Genomic DNA, 14,994 nt, shown 5'->3' with positions numbered 1-14,994 from the left:
GAGGCGTTTAAAAAGCGCAGTTCTCATCCCGCGCAGCAACGCGCTCCCGCTGCCGTCAAGCCTTGCTCATCCTGCGCGCTCTGTCAGCCACGCGCGAGACCATCGCCCCACTTGTTCGAACGGTTGCAACCGTTGCCGCAGGCGCTTGCACAATCCCTCGCCCGATGGCCTCCCCAGTCGTCAGCGCACCTATCCGTGCGCGCCCATTGACGCCTGCCGTATTCGCCATGCCACGTGCAACCGCAGCGGCCCCTCCAAATGCGTTCGGCCCAGCCATCAGCATGAAATTTCCCGACAGCCCGCGCACGATGAGCGGCGTCGCGGCAACGAAGCCCTTTGCCAGGAACACCATGACGAAGAAGGGGATGAGCGAGCCGATATTGGTCGCGGAGCCCGGATCGCCCAGTTGTGCCAGGAGCGCGTTGGCCATGCCCACCACGGTCGAGAACATGGCGGCGATGACGACGGGGTAGAAGGCATAGCTGACGGTCGTCGAGACCCACCGGTGGAAGAAATCCTTCGTCGCCTCGAAGAGCGAGAGCGAGATCATGACGGGCGCAAGGCCGAGCATGAGGGTCAGCATCATCTTGGCGAAGATCAGGACGATGCCGGTCATGAATCCGAGGAGACTCAGGAGCACGAGGCCGATGCCGCCGAGGATCGCGCCGGTCATCCAGTTCAGGTTGCTGCCTATGGCGTTCAGGTAGTCGGCAAATCGTTCGATCAGATTGTCAAACTCGCCAGCGAAGTGTGTGGCCCCTGCCTCGCCTACACCAACTGAGGACATGAGCGCGCCTGCGACGTAATCCAAGCCTCCAATCACCGCATTGGCGACTGCGTTGAACTGGACCCAATTGAAGGCGAAGAGCCCCACCAGGATCAGCTTCAGGAGGTACCAGAAGAAACTCGCGCCATCCATGCTACGGTACTGGAAGGCCATGTTGATGAAGAGCCCGATCACCGAGAGGATGACCATCAGCAGGACGATTGAACCGATATTGCCTGCAACCGCCCCGAACTGGGACTCCGCGGCGTCGGCGAGGAAGGCGTCCGCCGTTCCGACCATCCAGCTGACGACACCCATTACCAGTTGCCTTGGGCTTCGCAGATATCCTGAACGCCTTGGCGCATGTTATTGCGTTCCCGGCGGATTTGAAGCTGCGCTTGTGTATGCTCAGCATTTGAACTGGTTGCAAGGCGCTCACGGTATTCTTCCGAGGCTTCTTCCCACTCCGGAAAACGAACCTCGCAGGAACAGTCTCCAGCTTCTGCGATCCGCTCCCAAGCCCGCAACTCGTAGAGATCCATCATCGTCACCGCCTTGTAGGCTTCGCGCGGATGCAGTTCATCCATCCAGGCGGGGCGCGCGGGACGGTCGTTGCAAATGCGGAACTGCTGCGGCGCCATGTCGACCGTGAGATCGGTCGACACGTCGGGCGCGCCCTCGGCCAGTGCCGGACCGGCGCCAAGAACGACAAGAATGGCAAAGTTGGAAAGGTGCATGGCGTATCCTTTGACGGTCACTGCCCCGGGTCTTCGGTCTGGCCGGGCAGGTAGAATTCGGTGATGCCGCGCGCGCCCTCATGGCGGCCGGCCTGGATGATGACGTCGATCGAGCCTTCGATGTAGCGGATCATGTCGGTGTAGGTCAGGGGCAGATCGGTCTTCAGCGCGGCGATGGCAAGCCGTCGCACGGCGAGCTGGGGGGTTTCCGCGTGCAGCGTGGTGAGCGAACCGCCATGACCGGTATTGATCGCCTCGAGGAAGGTCATCGCCTCCTTGCCGCGAACCTCGCCGAGCACGATGCGGTCGGGCCGCATCAGCAGGGTCGAGGTCAGAAGCTGGTCGGAACCGCGCGTGTCGCTCTCTCGGTCCGAGATCAGCGTCACCGCGTTCGGTTGTCCGGGCCGCAACTCCGCCGCCTCCTCGATGGTCACGATCCGCTCCTCATCCGGGACGAGCGAGAGGATCTTCCGGGCCGCGACGGTCTTGCCGGTCGAGGTGCCGCCCGAGACGATCATGTTGAGTTTGTTCCGGACACAGAACTTGAGCGCGGAGTCGATGTCACCCGAGGCCACGACCTCGCGCAGGGCGAGGTTCCGCTCGCGCCGCAGCGCCTCGAGGCTGGTTTCCTTGTCGAAGAGATAGGCGAGTCTGATCTCCTGCAGCGGCAGGCTCGAAAAGAACCGGAGCGAGATCGAGAAGCCGCCCTCGACGGCGGGCGGCTGGATCACCTGGGCGCGGATCGGGCGGTCCCGGTAGAGGATGCTGACGGAGACGATGGGTTTCTTCTGGCTGAGCGTCGTGCCCGCGGCCGAGGCGATCTGATTGCCGAGGTCCTTGATGGCGGTCTGGCTCAGGGGCGTGCCGAGCGCGGACATGAAATGATCGCCATGGAACTCGCCCCAGGTGCTGCCGTCGGGGTTGATGCAGATCTCGATCACGTCCGGACGGCCGATGGCTGGCGCCAGCGCGTCAAGCGAGGCTTCGAGGTAGCTCGCCGCCATGTCAGAAGATCTCGAGATCGCGGTCGACAATGACGGTGATCCGCGTGCCCTGGTCGACATGGATGACCGGCTTGATCGCAAGGTACTCCTGCATGACGCTCTGGGTGCTGTCGCGCAGGTCCGACCCGACATCGCTCGCCACATCCGCGGCGGCCTCGTCCTCGATCTGGCCCGCCGCGGCCGCGGGGAGCGCGCCGATCAAAGAGATGAGCGCGGCCGAGCCGAAGCGTTCGGCGAAGCGCGTGTCGACGAATCCGGTCGTTCCCGAGCGTCCCAGTTCGTCGCCGCCATAGGCGCTGATCTGGACCGACTGGTTGTCGGGCAGGATGATCCGGTCCCAGGCCACCATCACCCGGGACTGCGCCAGCGCCACGTCGGAGCGGTAGCGCCCGATGAGCCGCGACCCGCGCGGGATCAGGATGCGGGAGCCATCGAAGGCATGCACGTTCTCGGAAACGATGGCCCGGATCGCACCGGGCAGGCTGCTGTCGAGCGCAGTCTCGGTCACGGCCTGGATCATCGTACCCTGCGGCACGGTGTGGGACGGGTTGGCGATCACCTCCGCGCGGGTCACCTCGGACACCTGCGCACCGGACCGGACGAAGGCCTCGTCGGCGCTGAGGCGCGCTTCGATTGCCCCGTCCCTGGGCCCGTTCCCGGCACCGGAGAAGGCGATCATCGGTGAGGCGATGCGTTCGGCGCGGGCCTCGGCTTCCGCCACGCGGCGGCGTTCGAGTTCGGCGAGGCGCAACTCTTCCTCGGTGGGCCCGAGCGCGGCGGGCGCGGGCTGCTGCAGCTGCGCCAGCTCCAGATCCATGCGCATCTGTTCCAGCGCCCGGTCGCGCTCGGTCAGCTGCCGTTCTAAGGCGCTGCGGGACTCTTCGCCCGCCGCCTGCAGTGCCGCGATCTGGGCGGTCAGATCGGCGATGGCGGCATCGGCGGATGCGGAAGATGGCTCCGCCTCCTTGGCCAGGAGCGCATCGAGTTCGGCCCGCACCGTCGCCAGGGCCTCGGCCAGGGCGCGCTCGGTCTCGCTCGGTCCGGCGTCCGCCGGTGCAGGTTCCGGGGTCCGGACCGGCAGGACGGCGGGCACCAGGTCGCCGAAGCCCGAGCCCTGGTCCTGGAACTCGGCCGGCGCGGCGGTCGGCATCGGCGCCGACGCCTCGGTCTGGAGCGCGGCATATGCGAGACCGCCCAGGCCCGCGATCCCGAGCACGCCGAGAAGGACCGTGACCGGGGACGGGCGCCGGGCCCCCGCCTTCTTGCCGCTCGCGCCTTCGAGCGCGGCAAGACGGGCCGCGAGATCGTCGGGCTCGTTGCTCATGCGCCCGCTCCCCTGCGGCCGAGGTCCCGGATGCAGACCACCTCGTCGCCGAGGCGCAATACCCATTCGGAGTTCACCCCGGAGACCCGGATCACGCCATCCGCCTGCGCCTGGCTGTTGACCGAGCGTTCCGCGCCGCGTGTGTGACGGAAGATCGCCGGGACGGGCGCGTTCCGCGCGAAGCGGAAATAGGTGAACGTGCCGTCGTCCCAGACCGAGAGTGGCGTGAACTCGCGCTGCGCGCTCGCGCCATAGTTGGCATTTGGCACGGCGGCCGCCACCGCCTGCCGGGGCGCGCTGCGGCTTTCGGGGTAGCGGAACTGCACGACGTAATGCGGGGTCTCCCGCGCTTCGATCACATGGAGGTAGTAGGAGCGCCGGTTGGTGTAGACGGTGATGTTGGTGGCGACGCCCGAGGCCACGGGCTTGATCGCGAAGGCGCGCCCGCCCGGGACCGCGTCGAAATGGAACCCGACCGTGTCGCCGGCGATGATCGAGCGGATGGTCTCGCCCTCGCCGAACTCGACGGTGGTCACGCGGGTGAGGCTGGTCACGACGCGGAACACCTGGCCATCGACCCAGGTCGCGATCCGGACCCGGCTGTCATGGGCACCGCGCCCGGGCGTGGTCTCGGCCCAGGCGGGGAGGCCCGCGGAAATCGCCGCGGCAATGAAGAGGCCGGAAAGGCAAAGGCGGGTCGTCATTCGGCGCGGTCCGATCTGATGGCATATTGCGTGACGGAGAAGCCGAAGGGGTTCTGCCAGACCTCGTCGAGGACGCGCGGGGTCTCGGGGTGGAACTCGAACATCAGCGTGGCCGTGAAGGCGCCGTCCTGCACGCCTTGCGGGCCGGTCAGGCGCTTGCGCAGGCGCACCTGAGCGCGGTTCTCGCCGATGAGCGTGATGCTGGCGATCTCGACCGCCATCTCGGCCCCTGCCCCGTAACGTGTCGGCGGATAGGATTCCTGCCCGCTGGTCCAGGTCGCGCGCATGCTGACCTCGGCCGCGCCCTTCGACTGCGCGAGCACCCGGCGCACGCGGAGGTCATTGTCGAGCTGGTTGTAGGTCTCGCGGTCGGTGATGTAGCGGTAGATCTGCGCCTCGATCACGGCAGGGCGCTCGGCGAGCGTCACCGTTCGCACGGCGGCATTCGGCAGCGCGAGTCCGGTCGCGGGATCGAAAGGGACAACGACCGGGGGCGGGGTTTCGATCAGGAGGGCGACGGCGGCGGCCGAGAGGCAGCCCAATACGCCGAAGACCGCACCGCCGATGCCGATCTTGCGCCAGGTCTCCTCGCGGCGCAGCGCGCCATAGACCAGCTCTTCCTCGACGATGGCGTCGATGTTTGTCCCCATCGTCATGGCCGGAGCTCCGGCAGGGTGAAGTCCATGTAGCGGCGCTCCTCGGCGATGGTGGCGGCATCGACCACACCCGCATTGCCCGCGCCGACGGTCTGGATCGCCTCGAGCTCCCACATGCGGGTCATCGCGGTGGCAAGCTCGGCGGTCACCCGGGTGTTGTGATCCATGGAGGCCTTCAGATCTTCCATGTCCGGGATCATCTCGACCAGGCGCTCGACGCGTTCCAGCGATTGCGCCGCCTCGGCATGGCTGTTCTGCGCTGCGGCTGAGAGCACGGCCCCGGTGGTGGCGCGCGTCGCCACCCCTTGCGCACCGGGACTGCCGCTTCGGGCGATCTCGGCAAGGCTGTCTTCGTCAAAGCCGGCGCTCGCCAGCGCGCTTTCCATCTGGGTGCGGAGCGGTCCGGCAGAGGAGCCAAGGAGCGCGCTCCAGTCGCCCTGCTGGATGCCGGTGATCAGATCGCCGATGTCCGAAAAATCCGCCTCGAGCAGCCCATCGAGATCGCCGCCCATGAAGAGGCCCAGGATGCGATCCCGTGCACCTGTGAGGGAGGCGTACATCTGGTTCAGCTGGTCGAGTTGCTGCTGCACGAGATCGAGCTGTTCCAGCAGGGTGTCCAGCTGATCGGTCTGGATCCCGAAATCCTCCAGCATCTGCTGCAGCTGGCGGATTTCCTGGGCGATGTTCTGGGTATCGACGGTCGGCACGCCCTGGGCGACGGCCGGCGCGGACGCCATGCTCATCGACAACGCCACCGCCGCTGCTGTTCCGAACAGAATTCTCCGTACGCGCGGAAAGGTCGTCCTCATCGCAATGTCTCCAAACTGAAATCCATGTATTGCCGCTCGGCGGCCTGGGCTGCGGCGAGCGCGATCTCATTGGCGCTCATCGGCTCGGTTCTGGCGGCCTTGAGGCGGGTGCGGATGGCGACGAGGCGCGCCAGTTCCGCGCGGGCATAGGTGTTGAGGGCCAGCGCTTCGTGCAGATCTTCTGTCTCGCCGATCCGCTCGATGATGTCCTGCACCCGAAGGGCCGCAGCCCGGACCGAGACCATGGAATAGTCGCCATAGATCCCGGAGCCATGCGCCGAGAGGCTGAAACTCGCATTGGCCAGAAGGACCGGATCGATGGTGCCGAGCGCGTCGATCCCGCCGACAGCAGAAAGGTAACGGTTATACTGCTCGGGGATGACCACGACGTAGTGCTGGGTTTCCGAGAATGGCGGCACGCCGCCGTAATCCTGCACGTTGCCGGGACCCGCGTTATAGGCGGCGAGAGCATGGATGATGTTGCCGCCGAACATGTTCAGCATCTGCGCGAGGTAACGCGCGCCGCCGGTCACCTGCAGGTAGGGATCGTCGTAATAGGCGGGGTAGATGCCGAGATCGGACGCGGTGCCGGGCATGATCTGGGTGAGGCCGAAGGCGCCGACAGGAGAGCGTGCGCCGATCTGGAACCGGCTCTCCTGCCAGATCAGCGCCTGGAGGAGGCAGCGCCATTGCACGAGGGACAGTCCGGCGCGCGACACGCCCTGCAGAGAGAAGGTGTCGCGCGCCGCGCGGATGATCAGCTCCTCGATCCCCTCGCGCGCGTCGCCGAACATACGTGCCGCAGCAGGATTGCCATCCGTAGGCCCATAGAGCTCGGCGGCAGAGGTCTCGGAGCCCCTGCCCGCCTCCAGTCCCGCGATGGTTGCAGAGACATCCGTTCCGCCCAAGCTTGTCGCTTCGACGAGATCGTTCAGCGCCGCGAGCTGCTGGCGTTCGATCTCGGCCAGCTCCTCTTGCCCTGTCAGCCGGTCGCGCTGCAATGCCAGATCCCGATCGCGCTGCGCGATGAGCGCCGCCGTGCGCGCGAAATCCTGCGCATCAAAGGTCGGCACACCCTGCCCCGATGCGGGACAGGCGAGCGCGGCGAAAGCGAGAACGGGAGGAATGCGGCGCAACATGGATCAGTCCGCGATCCCGAGCGCGGTGAAGGTGCAGGAGGTGTCCGCCCGCGTGACCGCCACGCCCTTGGTGGAAACACGCGGTGCGTTCGCGGTCTCGGCCCGGAAATTGAAGCAGTTCGCCGTCGCGGGCTTGTATTCGGCGCAGGCCGACAGGGTGAGCCCGAGGGCGAGAAGCCCCAGGCGCAGGGTCATCGTCTTGTTCATCATGTTCTCCAGAAGTCTGGGCGGTCTCGGTAGTCGCTGCCCACCAGCTCCTCGCCCTTCTCCATGCCGCCGAGGATGGTCACGAGCGGTCCGAGGCTCGCGAGATCGGCATCGATCACCACCGATCCACGGTCGTCTCGGACGAGCGCCAGGCGCGAGGACGAGCCAACGCCCAACAGGATGTCGAGCTCCTTCTCCGAGAGCCCTAGCATGGCATAATCGGCCTCGCTGGCGCGGATGTTCGGCAAGAGGATCTGCGTCGGCACCGCCTCGACGATGGTCCTGCCGGTGCGGGTGCGCTCGAGCTGGCTCGCGTATTGCGTCATCATCACGACGACCGCGTTCTGTTTCCGGGCGGTGACGAGCCAGTTCGACAGCCGCTCGGCAAAATAGGCGTTGTCGAGCGCCTTCCAGGCCTCGTCGATCAGGATGACGGTCGGCTTGCGGTCCTCGATCACGCGTTCGACGCGCCGGAAGAGATAGGAGAGCACCGCCATGCGCTCCCGTTCACTCTCGGAGTCGAGGATGCCGGTCAGATCGAAGCCGGAGATGTCGCCGACGAGGCTGCCCCCCAACTTGAACGTGTCTTGCGCATTGGCGCCGAAGATCCAGCCGTAGCGGCCTTCGGCGGTCCATTCCTGCATGCGCTCGAAGAGATCGCCCTCGTCATCGGTCGAGACCAGCAGCGAGGCAAAGTCCGACCAGTTCCGGAGACCTTCGTGACTGGCCGAGGCGTTCTGGCGCACGACCTCCTGCAGCCGGTTGGTCTGCACGGGCGTGAGCGGCCGGTCCCGGCGTTCGAGCAGTGTCGCCAGCCAATCGGCGAGCCAGGCCTGCCCGCGCGCATCGGTCTCGGTCTGCAGCGGGTTGAGCCCTGTCGGGAGTCCGGCGCGCACGGTCGAATAGCTGCCGCCGAGCGCCCGCACCGCCATCTCCATGCCGGCGCGGTAGTCGAAGACGAAGAGCCGGGCACCCGCCCGCCGCGCCATGGCCATGAGGAAGGCGGCGAGCACGGATTTGCCCGAGCCGGGGCGCCCGAGGATCAACGTATGCCCGCCGGTCGGCTCCCGATCCGGCGCGCCCTGTTCGTGGAAGTTGAACCGGAACCCGCCGCGCTCGGGTGTCGGGAAGAGCGTGATCGGCAGACCCCAGGGCACGTCGCTTCCGGGCTTGCCCAAAGGCGTGCGGTGCAAGGTCGCCAGGTCCGCGAAATTGTGGTTTGTGATCGCCGCCTTGCGGCTCCGCGCCCCGGTATTGCCGGGATGCTGGGCCATGTAATGCGCCCGCGCGCCGAAGCCTTCGGAGATCAGGTTGATGCCGGTGCTGGCGGCGATGTTGCGGACCTCGGCGCAGATATCGTCGAGCGCGGCGCGGGTCCTGGCGTAGACCGCGACGGTCATGTGATGCTCGCCGAAGATCAGACGCTTCGATTCCAGATCGTCCTGTGCGAGTTCCAGCTCCTCGGCGAGGCTGACCGCGCCATCATTGGCGGCCTGCATCAGCCGCAGCTGCCGCTTGATCCGGCCGGCCATGATGTTCGAGTTGATCGGCACGAAGGAATGCGTGACGACCATGTCGACCGGCAGGTTCAGCTCGTCGAGCATCAGCGCGTCGGTCCTGGCCGGGTAGTTCTTCACCGCGAAGATCGCGCCGAACTTCTCGCCCGCCGCCCCTTCGGAGAGGCGGATGGTGGGACCGTCGAAGGTCACCCGCGTGTTGGCCACGTCCTCGGCGACGATGCCGAAGCGCGAGCGCGGGAAGAGCGGATGTTCGCAGCCCGTATTGAGGCTGCCGAGGAAGCCGAGCAGTGCGCCGGACTGGGCCGAGAGCAGCCGGGGATTCATCTCGTCGAAGGTCGAAAGGATGAACCCCACCACCTCGTCGAGCTTGCGCAGCCGCCGAGCCGTGTCCTGCGCGAGCCGTGCCCGGGAGGCGGCGGCGAGGAACGGCAGGCCGCGGCCAGCCTCGGGGCGTTTGAGGACCGTCAGGGTCAGCGTCTTGTCGCGAAGCCCCGAGGCGCGAAGATGCGCACGCCAGCGCCGGCCGATCTCGCCCGCGAAGCCTGTGTCCTCGATCGGCGGCAGATCCACCTCGACCGCTTTCGAGACCTTGTGCAGGTAGAAGGAGAATCCTGTCCCGGCCTGCGCCACGATCCCGGCCATCAGCGCGCCGATGCGGTCGAGATGTCCGTCCTCGCTCGTGGTGCTGTTCACCCCCTCGAGCCGGATGCATTGCATGAGCTCGTTGCCGCGGGTGCGGGTCGTGGTGTCGCTGACCAGGCTCACATAGGGCAGCATCTGCGAGAGACGCTTTTCGCCCGCGACCCAGGGCGGCAGCGCCGTACCGAGATCGAGGTCCTCGCCATATCCAGCATCACGGGGCATAGCTGTCGCCTCCGTGAAGTTTGCGGTTTCGGGTCGGCGGCGTCTCCTGGAGCGTGATCACCAGCACGTCGAGGAAGTTCGGATCCCAGTCGGCGGCCTTCCAGAGCGCGGGCCAGGCGATGCCGGCGATCAGCACCACGACCCAGCTCTGCACCCAGAGGAACAGGAGCGTGGAGCCGAAGAGCCAGACCATGGCGTACATGATCGGCAGGCCCATGAGCTTGGGCGGCCTCAGGAGACCGATGAAGACGCGCGACTGCTCCGCCATGCTCTGTCTCAGGTGGTCCAGATCGCGGCGACGATGGTCGGGGCGGCGGCGATCCCGGCGATCGCCACGACGACCCAGAGCGCCTGGCGGAAATCGAGGATGCCGAAGAGCCAGGACAAAAACACGCCGATCAGCGCCAGCGTGCCGATCACGATGCCCAGGGGGCCGGTGATCGCGTCGACGATGCCCTGCAACAGGGTCTGCACCGGCGAGAGGTCGATGCTCTGAGCGAGCGCCGGTCCCGCGGCGACGATCAGCAGGGTCGCCGCGACGGCGGTCAAAGTCTCTTGTCTTCTCACGAAATCTCTCCTCTCAGGCGCAGCATCGCGGCGGTCACTTTCGCCACATGGCCCATGGTTTCTCTGTAAGGGGGAATGCCGCCGTGACGGTCCACCGCCTCGGGCCCGGCATTGTAGGCGGCGAGCGCCAGGCGGCTGTCGCCGAAACGGTCGAGCATCATCAGCAGATACCGCGCCGAGCCGTCGAGGTTCTGGCGCGTATCGTGCGGATCGACGCCCAGGGCCTGCGCCGTGTCCGGCATCAATTGGCCGAGCCCGATCGCGCCCGCGCCGCTCAGCGCGCGCGGATTGTAGGCGCTCTCGATCTCGATATTGGCGCGGTAGAGCGCGGCCCAGTCGGTGACCGAGAGACCGGCGCGGCGCAACCCGGGATGACCGGCATAGCGGAAGGCTGTCGCCTCGATGGCCGCGAGAATCTCGGGAGGAGCCGGGACAGGCGCGCGCGGCGCGGTCTCAGCGTCCGCTTCGTCTTGCAACCGATTGGAGAAGAGAAAGAGCCGGTCGCCGGGACCCGTTGCATCGCCTGTCTTCAGGTCGGTCGATGCGTCTGGATCACCCTGCGTGGCGGAGATGTCGATCAGCCGGCCGTCCTGGCCGACGGAGAAAATGAACCCGCCTGTTGTCGCCTGTGCCAGCAAGGCCGAGGGTGCGGAACAAACACCTGTTCCGAGCAGGGCAAGGACCGCGAGAACGCGGCGGGCGATAAATCCGTCAGGCCTTGGCGGCCAGAGGTTTGCCCGGGGCTTCGTGGGGAACCCGTCCGCCTTCTTCGAGCGGGATGGAAACGACGGTTGCGCCCATGTCGGCAAGGAAACTGACGAGGCCGACGATCGTCTTGAATTCTCGGATCTTGAGATAGCTGCGCGAGGTGACGAGCAGTTTCTCGTCCCGTCCATCGGAAGAGACGGCCCGCACGGTCCAGGTGCCGTACCAGCTGTTGTGGCGTTTCTCGGCGCCTTCCCTGCAGACGACCTCGGCCCTGTATCCCTGGCCGAGCAATCCGCGCAGTCCGTCTTCGGTGACCACATTCGGTGCTTCTTCTATCATGACCTCCCTTGGGCCCTCCTCATCATGAGTACCGGCCCGCGGGACATTTCCACACGGTCGATACAAAACAACATTAATGACTTCAAGACGATTTATTTATCTTGACTGGCTGCTTTCGCGCACATAGGCCCGCTATCACACAAATCCACCGTTTCACACCGGCAAAGGAGTTTTGCCCTGCGCATGTTTTGTGTCGGACGCGCCAACCTGCCCGGTTTGGCGGCAATCTTCGTGCTGAGCGGTCAGATGGCGAGCGCCTGCATCGCGCCGGACCGGCCCTTCCTGCCCGAAAGCCCTGACGACGTGCGCGAGTATGCCGATCTGTTGCGGGCCGACTTCGAGGGATATATCGCCGACATCCAGGAGTACTTCCGCTGCCTCGATGCCGAGCGCCAGCGCGCCTTCCTCGAGGCACAGGAGGTCAGCCGCGAATACGGACGGCTGATCGAGATCCTCAAGTGAGGACCCGCAAGCATCAGCAAGCGTCGAGATCTTCGTAGTAGACCAGGGCGGGCATATTCCGGCGCTGGTGCACGATCCGGAGGATGACCGGAGCGCCATCCGCGGCGTCGAGCTGCTTGAAGAAGATCACGTGCCGCTGACAATTGACGGACCGCATGCCTGGCACGAAGAGGCTCCGGTCCTGGGCAATGTCTGGGTCCCCGGCGACCCGCTCAAACGCGGTGACCAACTGGCGGTAGTAGACGAGCCACTGATCCCTGCCCCAGGTCCGGACGGTGTAGTCGCGGATATCTTCGAGATCGGACCGAGCCAGACTAGAAAGACGGATGATCATGCCGGTCAGCGGTTGAACGCATCCGGCTCGAAAGCCCGCGCATCGAATTCCGCGAAATCACCCTCTTCGGCTATCGCCGCCGCCTGTTCGAGATCGGCCTTGAGCGCGTAGAACTGTCGGGCACCGTCCTTCTCCATCAGCATCCGGATGCCCGCGCGCACGACCTCGCTCAGATTGGCATAGGCGCCGGACTCGATCTGCGCCTGGACGTATTTCTGCATCGGTTCGGTTAAATGGATGTTCGGCATCAAGCTCTCCTCGTATGCTCGATCTTATCAGATACTGACATAACCTCGCAAGGTTTGGCGGCAAGCTGGCCGGTCCCCCCTTCAGCCTCTGAGTGCCGCAACGAAATCCGATTGCCGTCATGCATGTTGTATTGTATTCGTTCGCACAGTTTTGTGGAGAGTCGATACATGCGACGCAAGTTCCTGCGGCTGGCAATGGCCGCGACATTGACGCTTTCGGGACAGGTCCCGTTGGCGACTCCGGCGCGCGCCTACCAGGTGGACTGCGCCATCCTGCTCTGCCTCGCGGGCGGCTGGCCGACCTCGGCGCCATGTGCCCATGCCCGTGCGGTGTTCATCCGCCGGATCACCCCCTGGCCCATCGAACCGCCGCTTCAGATCTGGCGCTGTCCCATGGGGGCGTCGTTTTCGCCGGTCGAAGTCCCCGGACCGGTCGATCGCCTGTTCGACGCCGCCTTCCAGGCCAACCTGCCCCGGCAGTCCGTCCCGGAAGACGCGCCGGTCGTCGAGGTGCAGGCCACGGACGGAGCCGACATCGACATCTCGGGCGACGCCTTCGATTTCGTGCGCAGCATCCGGGTCTATCACATCCAGTACCGCCAGCACGAAAACCGCGACGGCGACTGCAGTCGCAGCGACTCGACGCGGCTCGGGTCCTACGGCGTGCAGGGTGACTACCGCTGGACCCCGTCCAGCAAGGCCCAGGTCCCGCCTGCCTCGCAGCTGAGGATCCCGAACGGATGCAACGACTATTTCTACCGCTCGGTCTTCGTCGACTGGCGCGACCACGCCGGAAACTACGGCTCCGAGGAAGTCCGCTACTGACCATTCCCGGCCCGGGTCACCCCGGGCCTGCTCATCCATTTGCACCGGAGGCTGTGCATCCCAGACCCAGAAAAGAGAACGACGCCAGACCGATAGTCCGACGCCGCGCCCGATTACTCACTGTGCCCGAGTTTTCTAGCCGATCGTCCGGAGACCTGCAACCAGCAAAGTTGTTTTGCTGGCAGGAATGTTGTTTCCTCACGATCTGACGTCGTCCTTCCAAAGAGACGACTTTCATGGACCTTACAACCGGCTCAATCCTGCGGCAGATACTCCGATGCGATCTGTCGGTTTCCGCGCACAAGCTCGCGACGATCATCCTCGACGGCATCGCCTGGAAGGACGGCTACAACGGGCTCGATCGCGGTACCGCCGCCTTCACGCTTTCCACACTTTCCGACATCATGGGTGTGACCCGCCAGCATCTCACGACCCTGCTTGCCGAACTCGCGGCATCGGAGCTTCGCGTCGAGCGCTGGAAGCCGAACGGAAAGTTCGCGCCATGGCTGTTCCGGTTTGGCTGCGTCTCCGACGAGTTGCCGCAGCATCTGGCGTCAACTGTGGGCGACACATCACTATCTAGAGAATATAATAACAAAACTATCTTCTCCGGGAAGATCGAGATCGCCCCCGGTTCGAACGTCCATCGCACCTCCTGGGCCGCGCTCATCAAGGCGGCGAAATCCGCCCTGCCCTGCTGGAACGTCGACACGCAAGCAATCTGGGATCGCTTCATGGCCTTCAACGAAGCCCGCGGAAACACCTGCGTTCCCGCAGGCTTTCTCCTGGGTTTCATGCGCCGTTGGCAGACATCGGTTGGGCGATCACCGGGATCGCCGAAGCCGATCAGCCAGCCTTTGGCTGAGCCGGACCGTCTCCAAGACGAATTTGCTCGCCTGACATGTGTTGCGCCAACGAGAAATCGCCAGTTCCACGCATCGGACTTGCAACGCAAGATCGGGCACGCGGCCTACGAAGCGCGGATCCTCGACACAATCCGCAAGTTCGGCTGCCAGAGATTCTCCGCAACCTTGGCCGTGCACGGGCGTGCGGTGTTGGCAGGGGAGATTTCGAGGTAGTTTGACTGGGATATCGAATTTTAGGGCTGCTTAGGCACCGCTACAGGTGTCAAGCTCCGATAGTGAAGTTTATGTTATAAATAGCCCGCGGCCTTGGGATTCCTAAAGTGTGTCTTAAGTTCATTTATTTGAAGTGACCTTTGCACAAGGCGGCATTGGCACGGACCAAATATGCAACAAGACAGGACCCGCAAACCGGCCATGCGATTGCGCCGGTTGTTGCAGCGGCGCTCTGTATCAAGCCGCGGCGCAGGTATTGCCAAGTTGTTCGGTCGTTATGAACAGGTTAAACTGATCCTATGAGCACCCCAAACGGGATTGCCAACTTGACGGCAGCAGCATGAGACGGCCGCCATGGGTGTTTGTGTCAGGCGGTCATTTCGAGCGCATAGTTGTGCCACAGTAAGCGGGTAGCTGAGGCCGTTCAGGCTTGGTAATTCCAGGGCATAAGGGCGTGGATTTCGGCGCTCGGCCACTGGTTGGCGACGCGCTCCAAGGTCTGGGTCAACCAGGCGATGGGGTCGACGTTGTTCATCTTACAGGTCTGCAGGAGGGTGGCGATAGTGGCCCACGTGCGACCACCGCCATTCGATCCGGCGAACAGACTGTTCTTTCTCGTGATGGCCAGTTCCCATTCATTCTGCCCATGTCGGGCAGGTTTATCGGGTTCATTATCGATGGCATGCCTATTTTGGCGCGGAC

Annotated in this window: 20 protein-coding genes; 3 read left to right on the top strand and 17 right to left on the bottom strand. The window is 65.0% G+C overall.

What is annotated here, in order from left to right:
- Positions 1-55: 55 nt before the first annotated feature.
- The 14 genes from FOY53_RS17925 to FOY53_RS17860 all read right to left on the bottom strand — a co-directional run bounded on the left by FOY53_RS17925 (position 56) and on the right by FOY53_RS17860 (position 11,344).
- Positions 56-1,084, bottom strand: coding sequence for a TrbL/VirB6 family protein (locus FOY53_RS17925; RefSeq protein WP_146591422.1), 1,029 nt, complete (start codon positions 1,082-1,084; stop codon positions 56-58).
- Complete coding sequence (locus FOY53_RS17920) at positions 1,084-1,503, bottom strand: hypothetical protein (protein WP_146591420.1); 420 nt, start codon at positions 1,501-1,503, stop codon at positions 1,084-1,086. The genes FOY53_RS17925 and FOY53_RS17920 overlap by 1 nt, the downstream gene beginning before the upstream one ends.
- Before the next feature lie 17 nt (positions 1,504-1,520).
- Positions 1,521-2,507: an ATPase, T2SS/T4P/T4SS family gene (locus FOY53_RS17915; protein ID WP_146591418.1), complete on the bottom strand. Its 987-nt coding sequence runs from the start codon at positions 2,505-2,507 to the stop codon at positions 1,521-1,523.
- A gap of 1 nt (position 2,508) precedes the next feature.
- Complete coding sequence (locus tag FOY53_RS17910) at positions 2,509-3,831, bottom strand: TraB/TrbI/VirB10 family type IV secretion system protein (protein WP_146591416.1); 1,323 nt, start codon at positions 3,829-3,831, stop codon at positions 2,509-2,511.
- On the bottom strand, positions 3,828-4,535 hold the full coding sequence (locus tag FOY53_RS17905) for a TrbG/VirB9 family P-type conjugative transfer protein (RefSeq protein WP_146591414.1): 708 nt from the start codon (positions 4,533-4,535) through the stop codon (positions 3,828-3,830). The genes FOY53_RS17910 and FOY53_RS17905 overlap by 4 nt, the downstream gene beginning before the upstream one ends.
- Positions 4,532-5,185 (bottom strand): VirB8 family type IV secretion system protein, encoded by a 654-nt coding sequence (locus tag FOY53_RS17900; RefSeq protein ID WP_146591489.1) that lies wholly within the window; start codon positions 5,183-5,185, stop codon positions 4,532-4,534. The genes FOY53_RS17905 and FOY53_RS17900 overlap by 4 nt, the downstream gene beginning before the upstream one ends.
- A gap of 2 nt (positions 5,186-5,187) precedes the next feature.
- Positions 5,188-5,928, bottom strand: coding sequence for a type IV secretion system protein (locus tag FOY53_RS17895; RefSeq protein ID WP_246107456.1), 741 nt, complete (start codon positions 5,926-5,928; stop codon positions 5,188-5,190).
- Positions 5,929-5,996: 68 nt separating this feature from the next.
- Positions 5,997-7,139 (bottom strand): lytic transglycosylase domain-containing protein, encoded by a 1,143-nt coding sequence (locus FOY53_RS17890; protein WP_146591410.1) that lies wholly within the window; start codon positions 7,137-7,139, stop codon positions 5,997-5,999.
- Positions 7,140-7,142: 3 nt separating this feature from the next.
- Positions 7,143-7,346, bottom strand: coding sequence for a hypothetical protein (locus tag FOY53_RS17885; protein WP_146591408.1), 204 nt, complete (start codon positions 7,344-7,346; stop codon positions 7,143-7,145).
- Positions 7,346-9,730 carry a VirB4 family type IV secretion/conjugal transfer ATPase gene (locus tag FOY53_RS17880; RefSeq protein WP_146591406.1) on the bottom strand — a complete coding sequence of 795 codons (2,385 nt, stop codon included), beginning with the start codon at positions 9,728-9,730 and terminating at the stop codon, positions 7,346-7,348. Before FOY53_RS17880 ends, FOY53_RS17885 begins: the two co-directional genes overlap by 1 nt.
- On the bottom strand, positions 9,720-9,998 hold the full coding sequence (locus FOY53_RS17875) for a VirB3 family type IV secretion system protein (RefSeq protein WP_146591404.1): 279 nt from the start codon (positions 9,996-9,998) through the stop codon (positions 9,720-9,722). Before FOY53_RS17875 ends, FOY53_RS17880 begins: the two co-directional genes overlap by 11 nt.
- Before the next feature lie 8 nt (positions 9,999-10,006).
- Positions 10,007-10,297, bottom strand: a complete 291-nt coding sequence (locus tag FOY53_RS17870; RefSeq protein WP_146591402.1) for a TrbC/VirB2 family protein — start codon at positions 10,295-10,297, stop codon at positions 10,007-10,009.
- Positions 10,294-10,935 (bottom strand): lytic transglycosylase domain-containing protein, encoded by a 642-nt coding sequence (locus tag FOY53_RS17865; RefSeq protein ID WP_342784268.1) that lies wholly within the window; start codon positions 10,933-10,935, stop codon positions 10,294-10,296. The genes FOY53_RS17870 and FOY53_RS17865 overlap by 4 nt, the downstream gene beginning before the upstream one ends.
- Before the next feature lie 73 nt (positions 10,936-11,008).
- Positions 11,009-11,344 carry a hypothetical protein gene (locus tag FOY53_RS17860; protein ID WP_146591400.1) on the bottom strand — a complete coding sequence of 112 codons (336 nt, stop codon included), beginning with the start codon at positions 11,342-11,344 and terminating at the stop codon, positions 11,009-11,011.
- Between the two features lie 183 nt (positions 11,345-11,527).
- On the opposite strand from FOY53_RS17860, the gene FOY53_RS17855 reads away from it, so the two are divergent.
- Positions 11,528-11,806, top strand: a complete 279-nt coding sequence (locus FOY53_RS17855) for a hypothetical protein (RefSeq protein WP_439332551.1) — start codon at positions 11,528-11,530, stop codon at positions 11,804-11,806.
- Positions 11,807-11,819: 13 nt separating this feature from the next.
- Here FOY53_RS17855 and FOY53_RS17850 read toward each other — a convergent pair whose 3' ends face one another.
- Complete coding sequence (locus FOY53_RS17850; protein ID WP_146591398.1) at positions 11,820-12,140, bottom strand: type II toxin-antitoxin system RelE/ParE family toxin; 321 nt, start codon at positions 12,138-12,140, stop codon at positions 11,820-11,822.
- Positions 12,141-12,145: 5 nt separating this feature from the next.
- A complete protein-coding gene (locus FOY53_RS17845) occupies positions 12,146-12,388 on the bottom strand; it encodes a type II toxin-antitoxin system ParD family antitoxin (RefSeq protein ID WP_146591396.1) in 243 nt (80 codons plus the stop codon).
- A 168-nt stretch (positions 12,389-12,556) separates the two neighbouring features.
- On the opposite strand from FOY53_RS17845, the gene FOY53_RS17840 reads away from it, so the two are divergent.
- Positions 12,557-13,213 carry a hypothetical protein gene (locus tag FOY53_RS17840; protein ID WP_246107455.1) on the top strand — a complete coding sequence of 219 codons (657 nt, stop codon included), beginning with the start codon at positions 12,557-12,559 and terminating at the stop codon, positions 13,211-13,213.
- A gap of 236 nt (positions 13,214-13,449) precedes the next feature.
- Entirely contained in the window at positions 13,450-14,292 is an 843-nt protein-coding gene (locus FOY53_RS17835; RefSeq protein WP_146591394.1) for a hypothetical protein, read from the top strand.
- A gap of 424 nt (positions 14,293-14,716) precedes the next feature.
- Here FOY53_RS17835 and FOY53_RS17830 read toward each other — a convergent pair.
- Positions 14,717-14,994 (bottom strand): transposase domain-containing protein (locus FOY53_RS17830; protein ID WP_246107454.1); only part of this gene is annotated, 278 nt, incomplete at its 5' end.

This window comes from Puniceibacterium confluentis, from assembly GCF_007923445.1.
Classification (GTDB): domain Bacteria; phylum Pseudomonadota; class Alphaproteobacteria; order Rhodobacterales; family Rhodobacteraceae; genus Puniceibacterium; species Puniceibacterium confluentis.
Note: the sequence above shows the minus strand (reverse complement) of the source record. Positions and strands in the feature narration are given on the sequence as shown.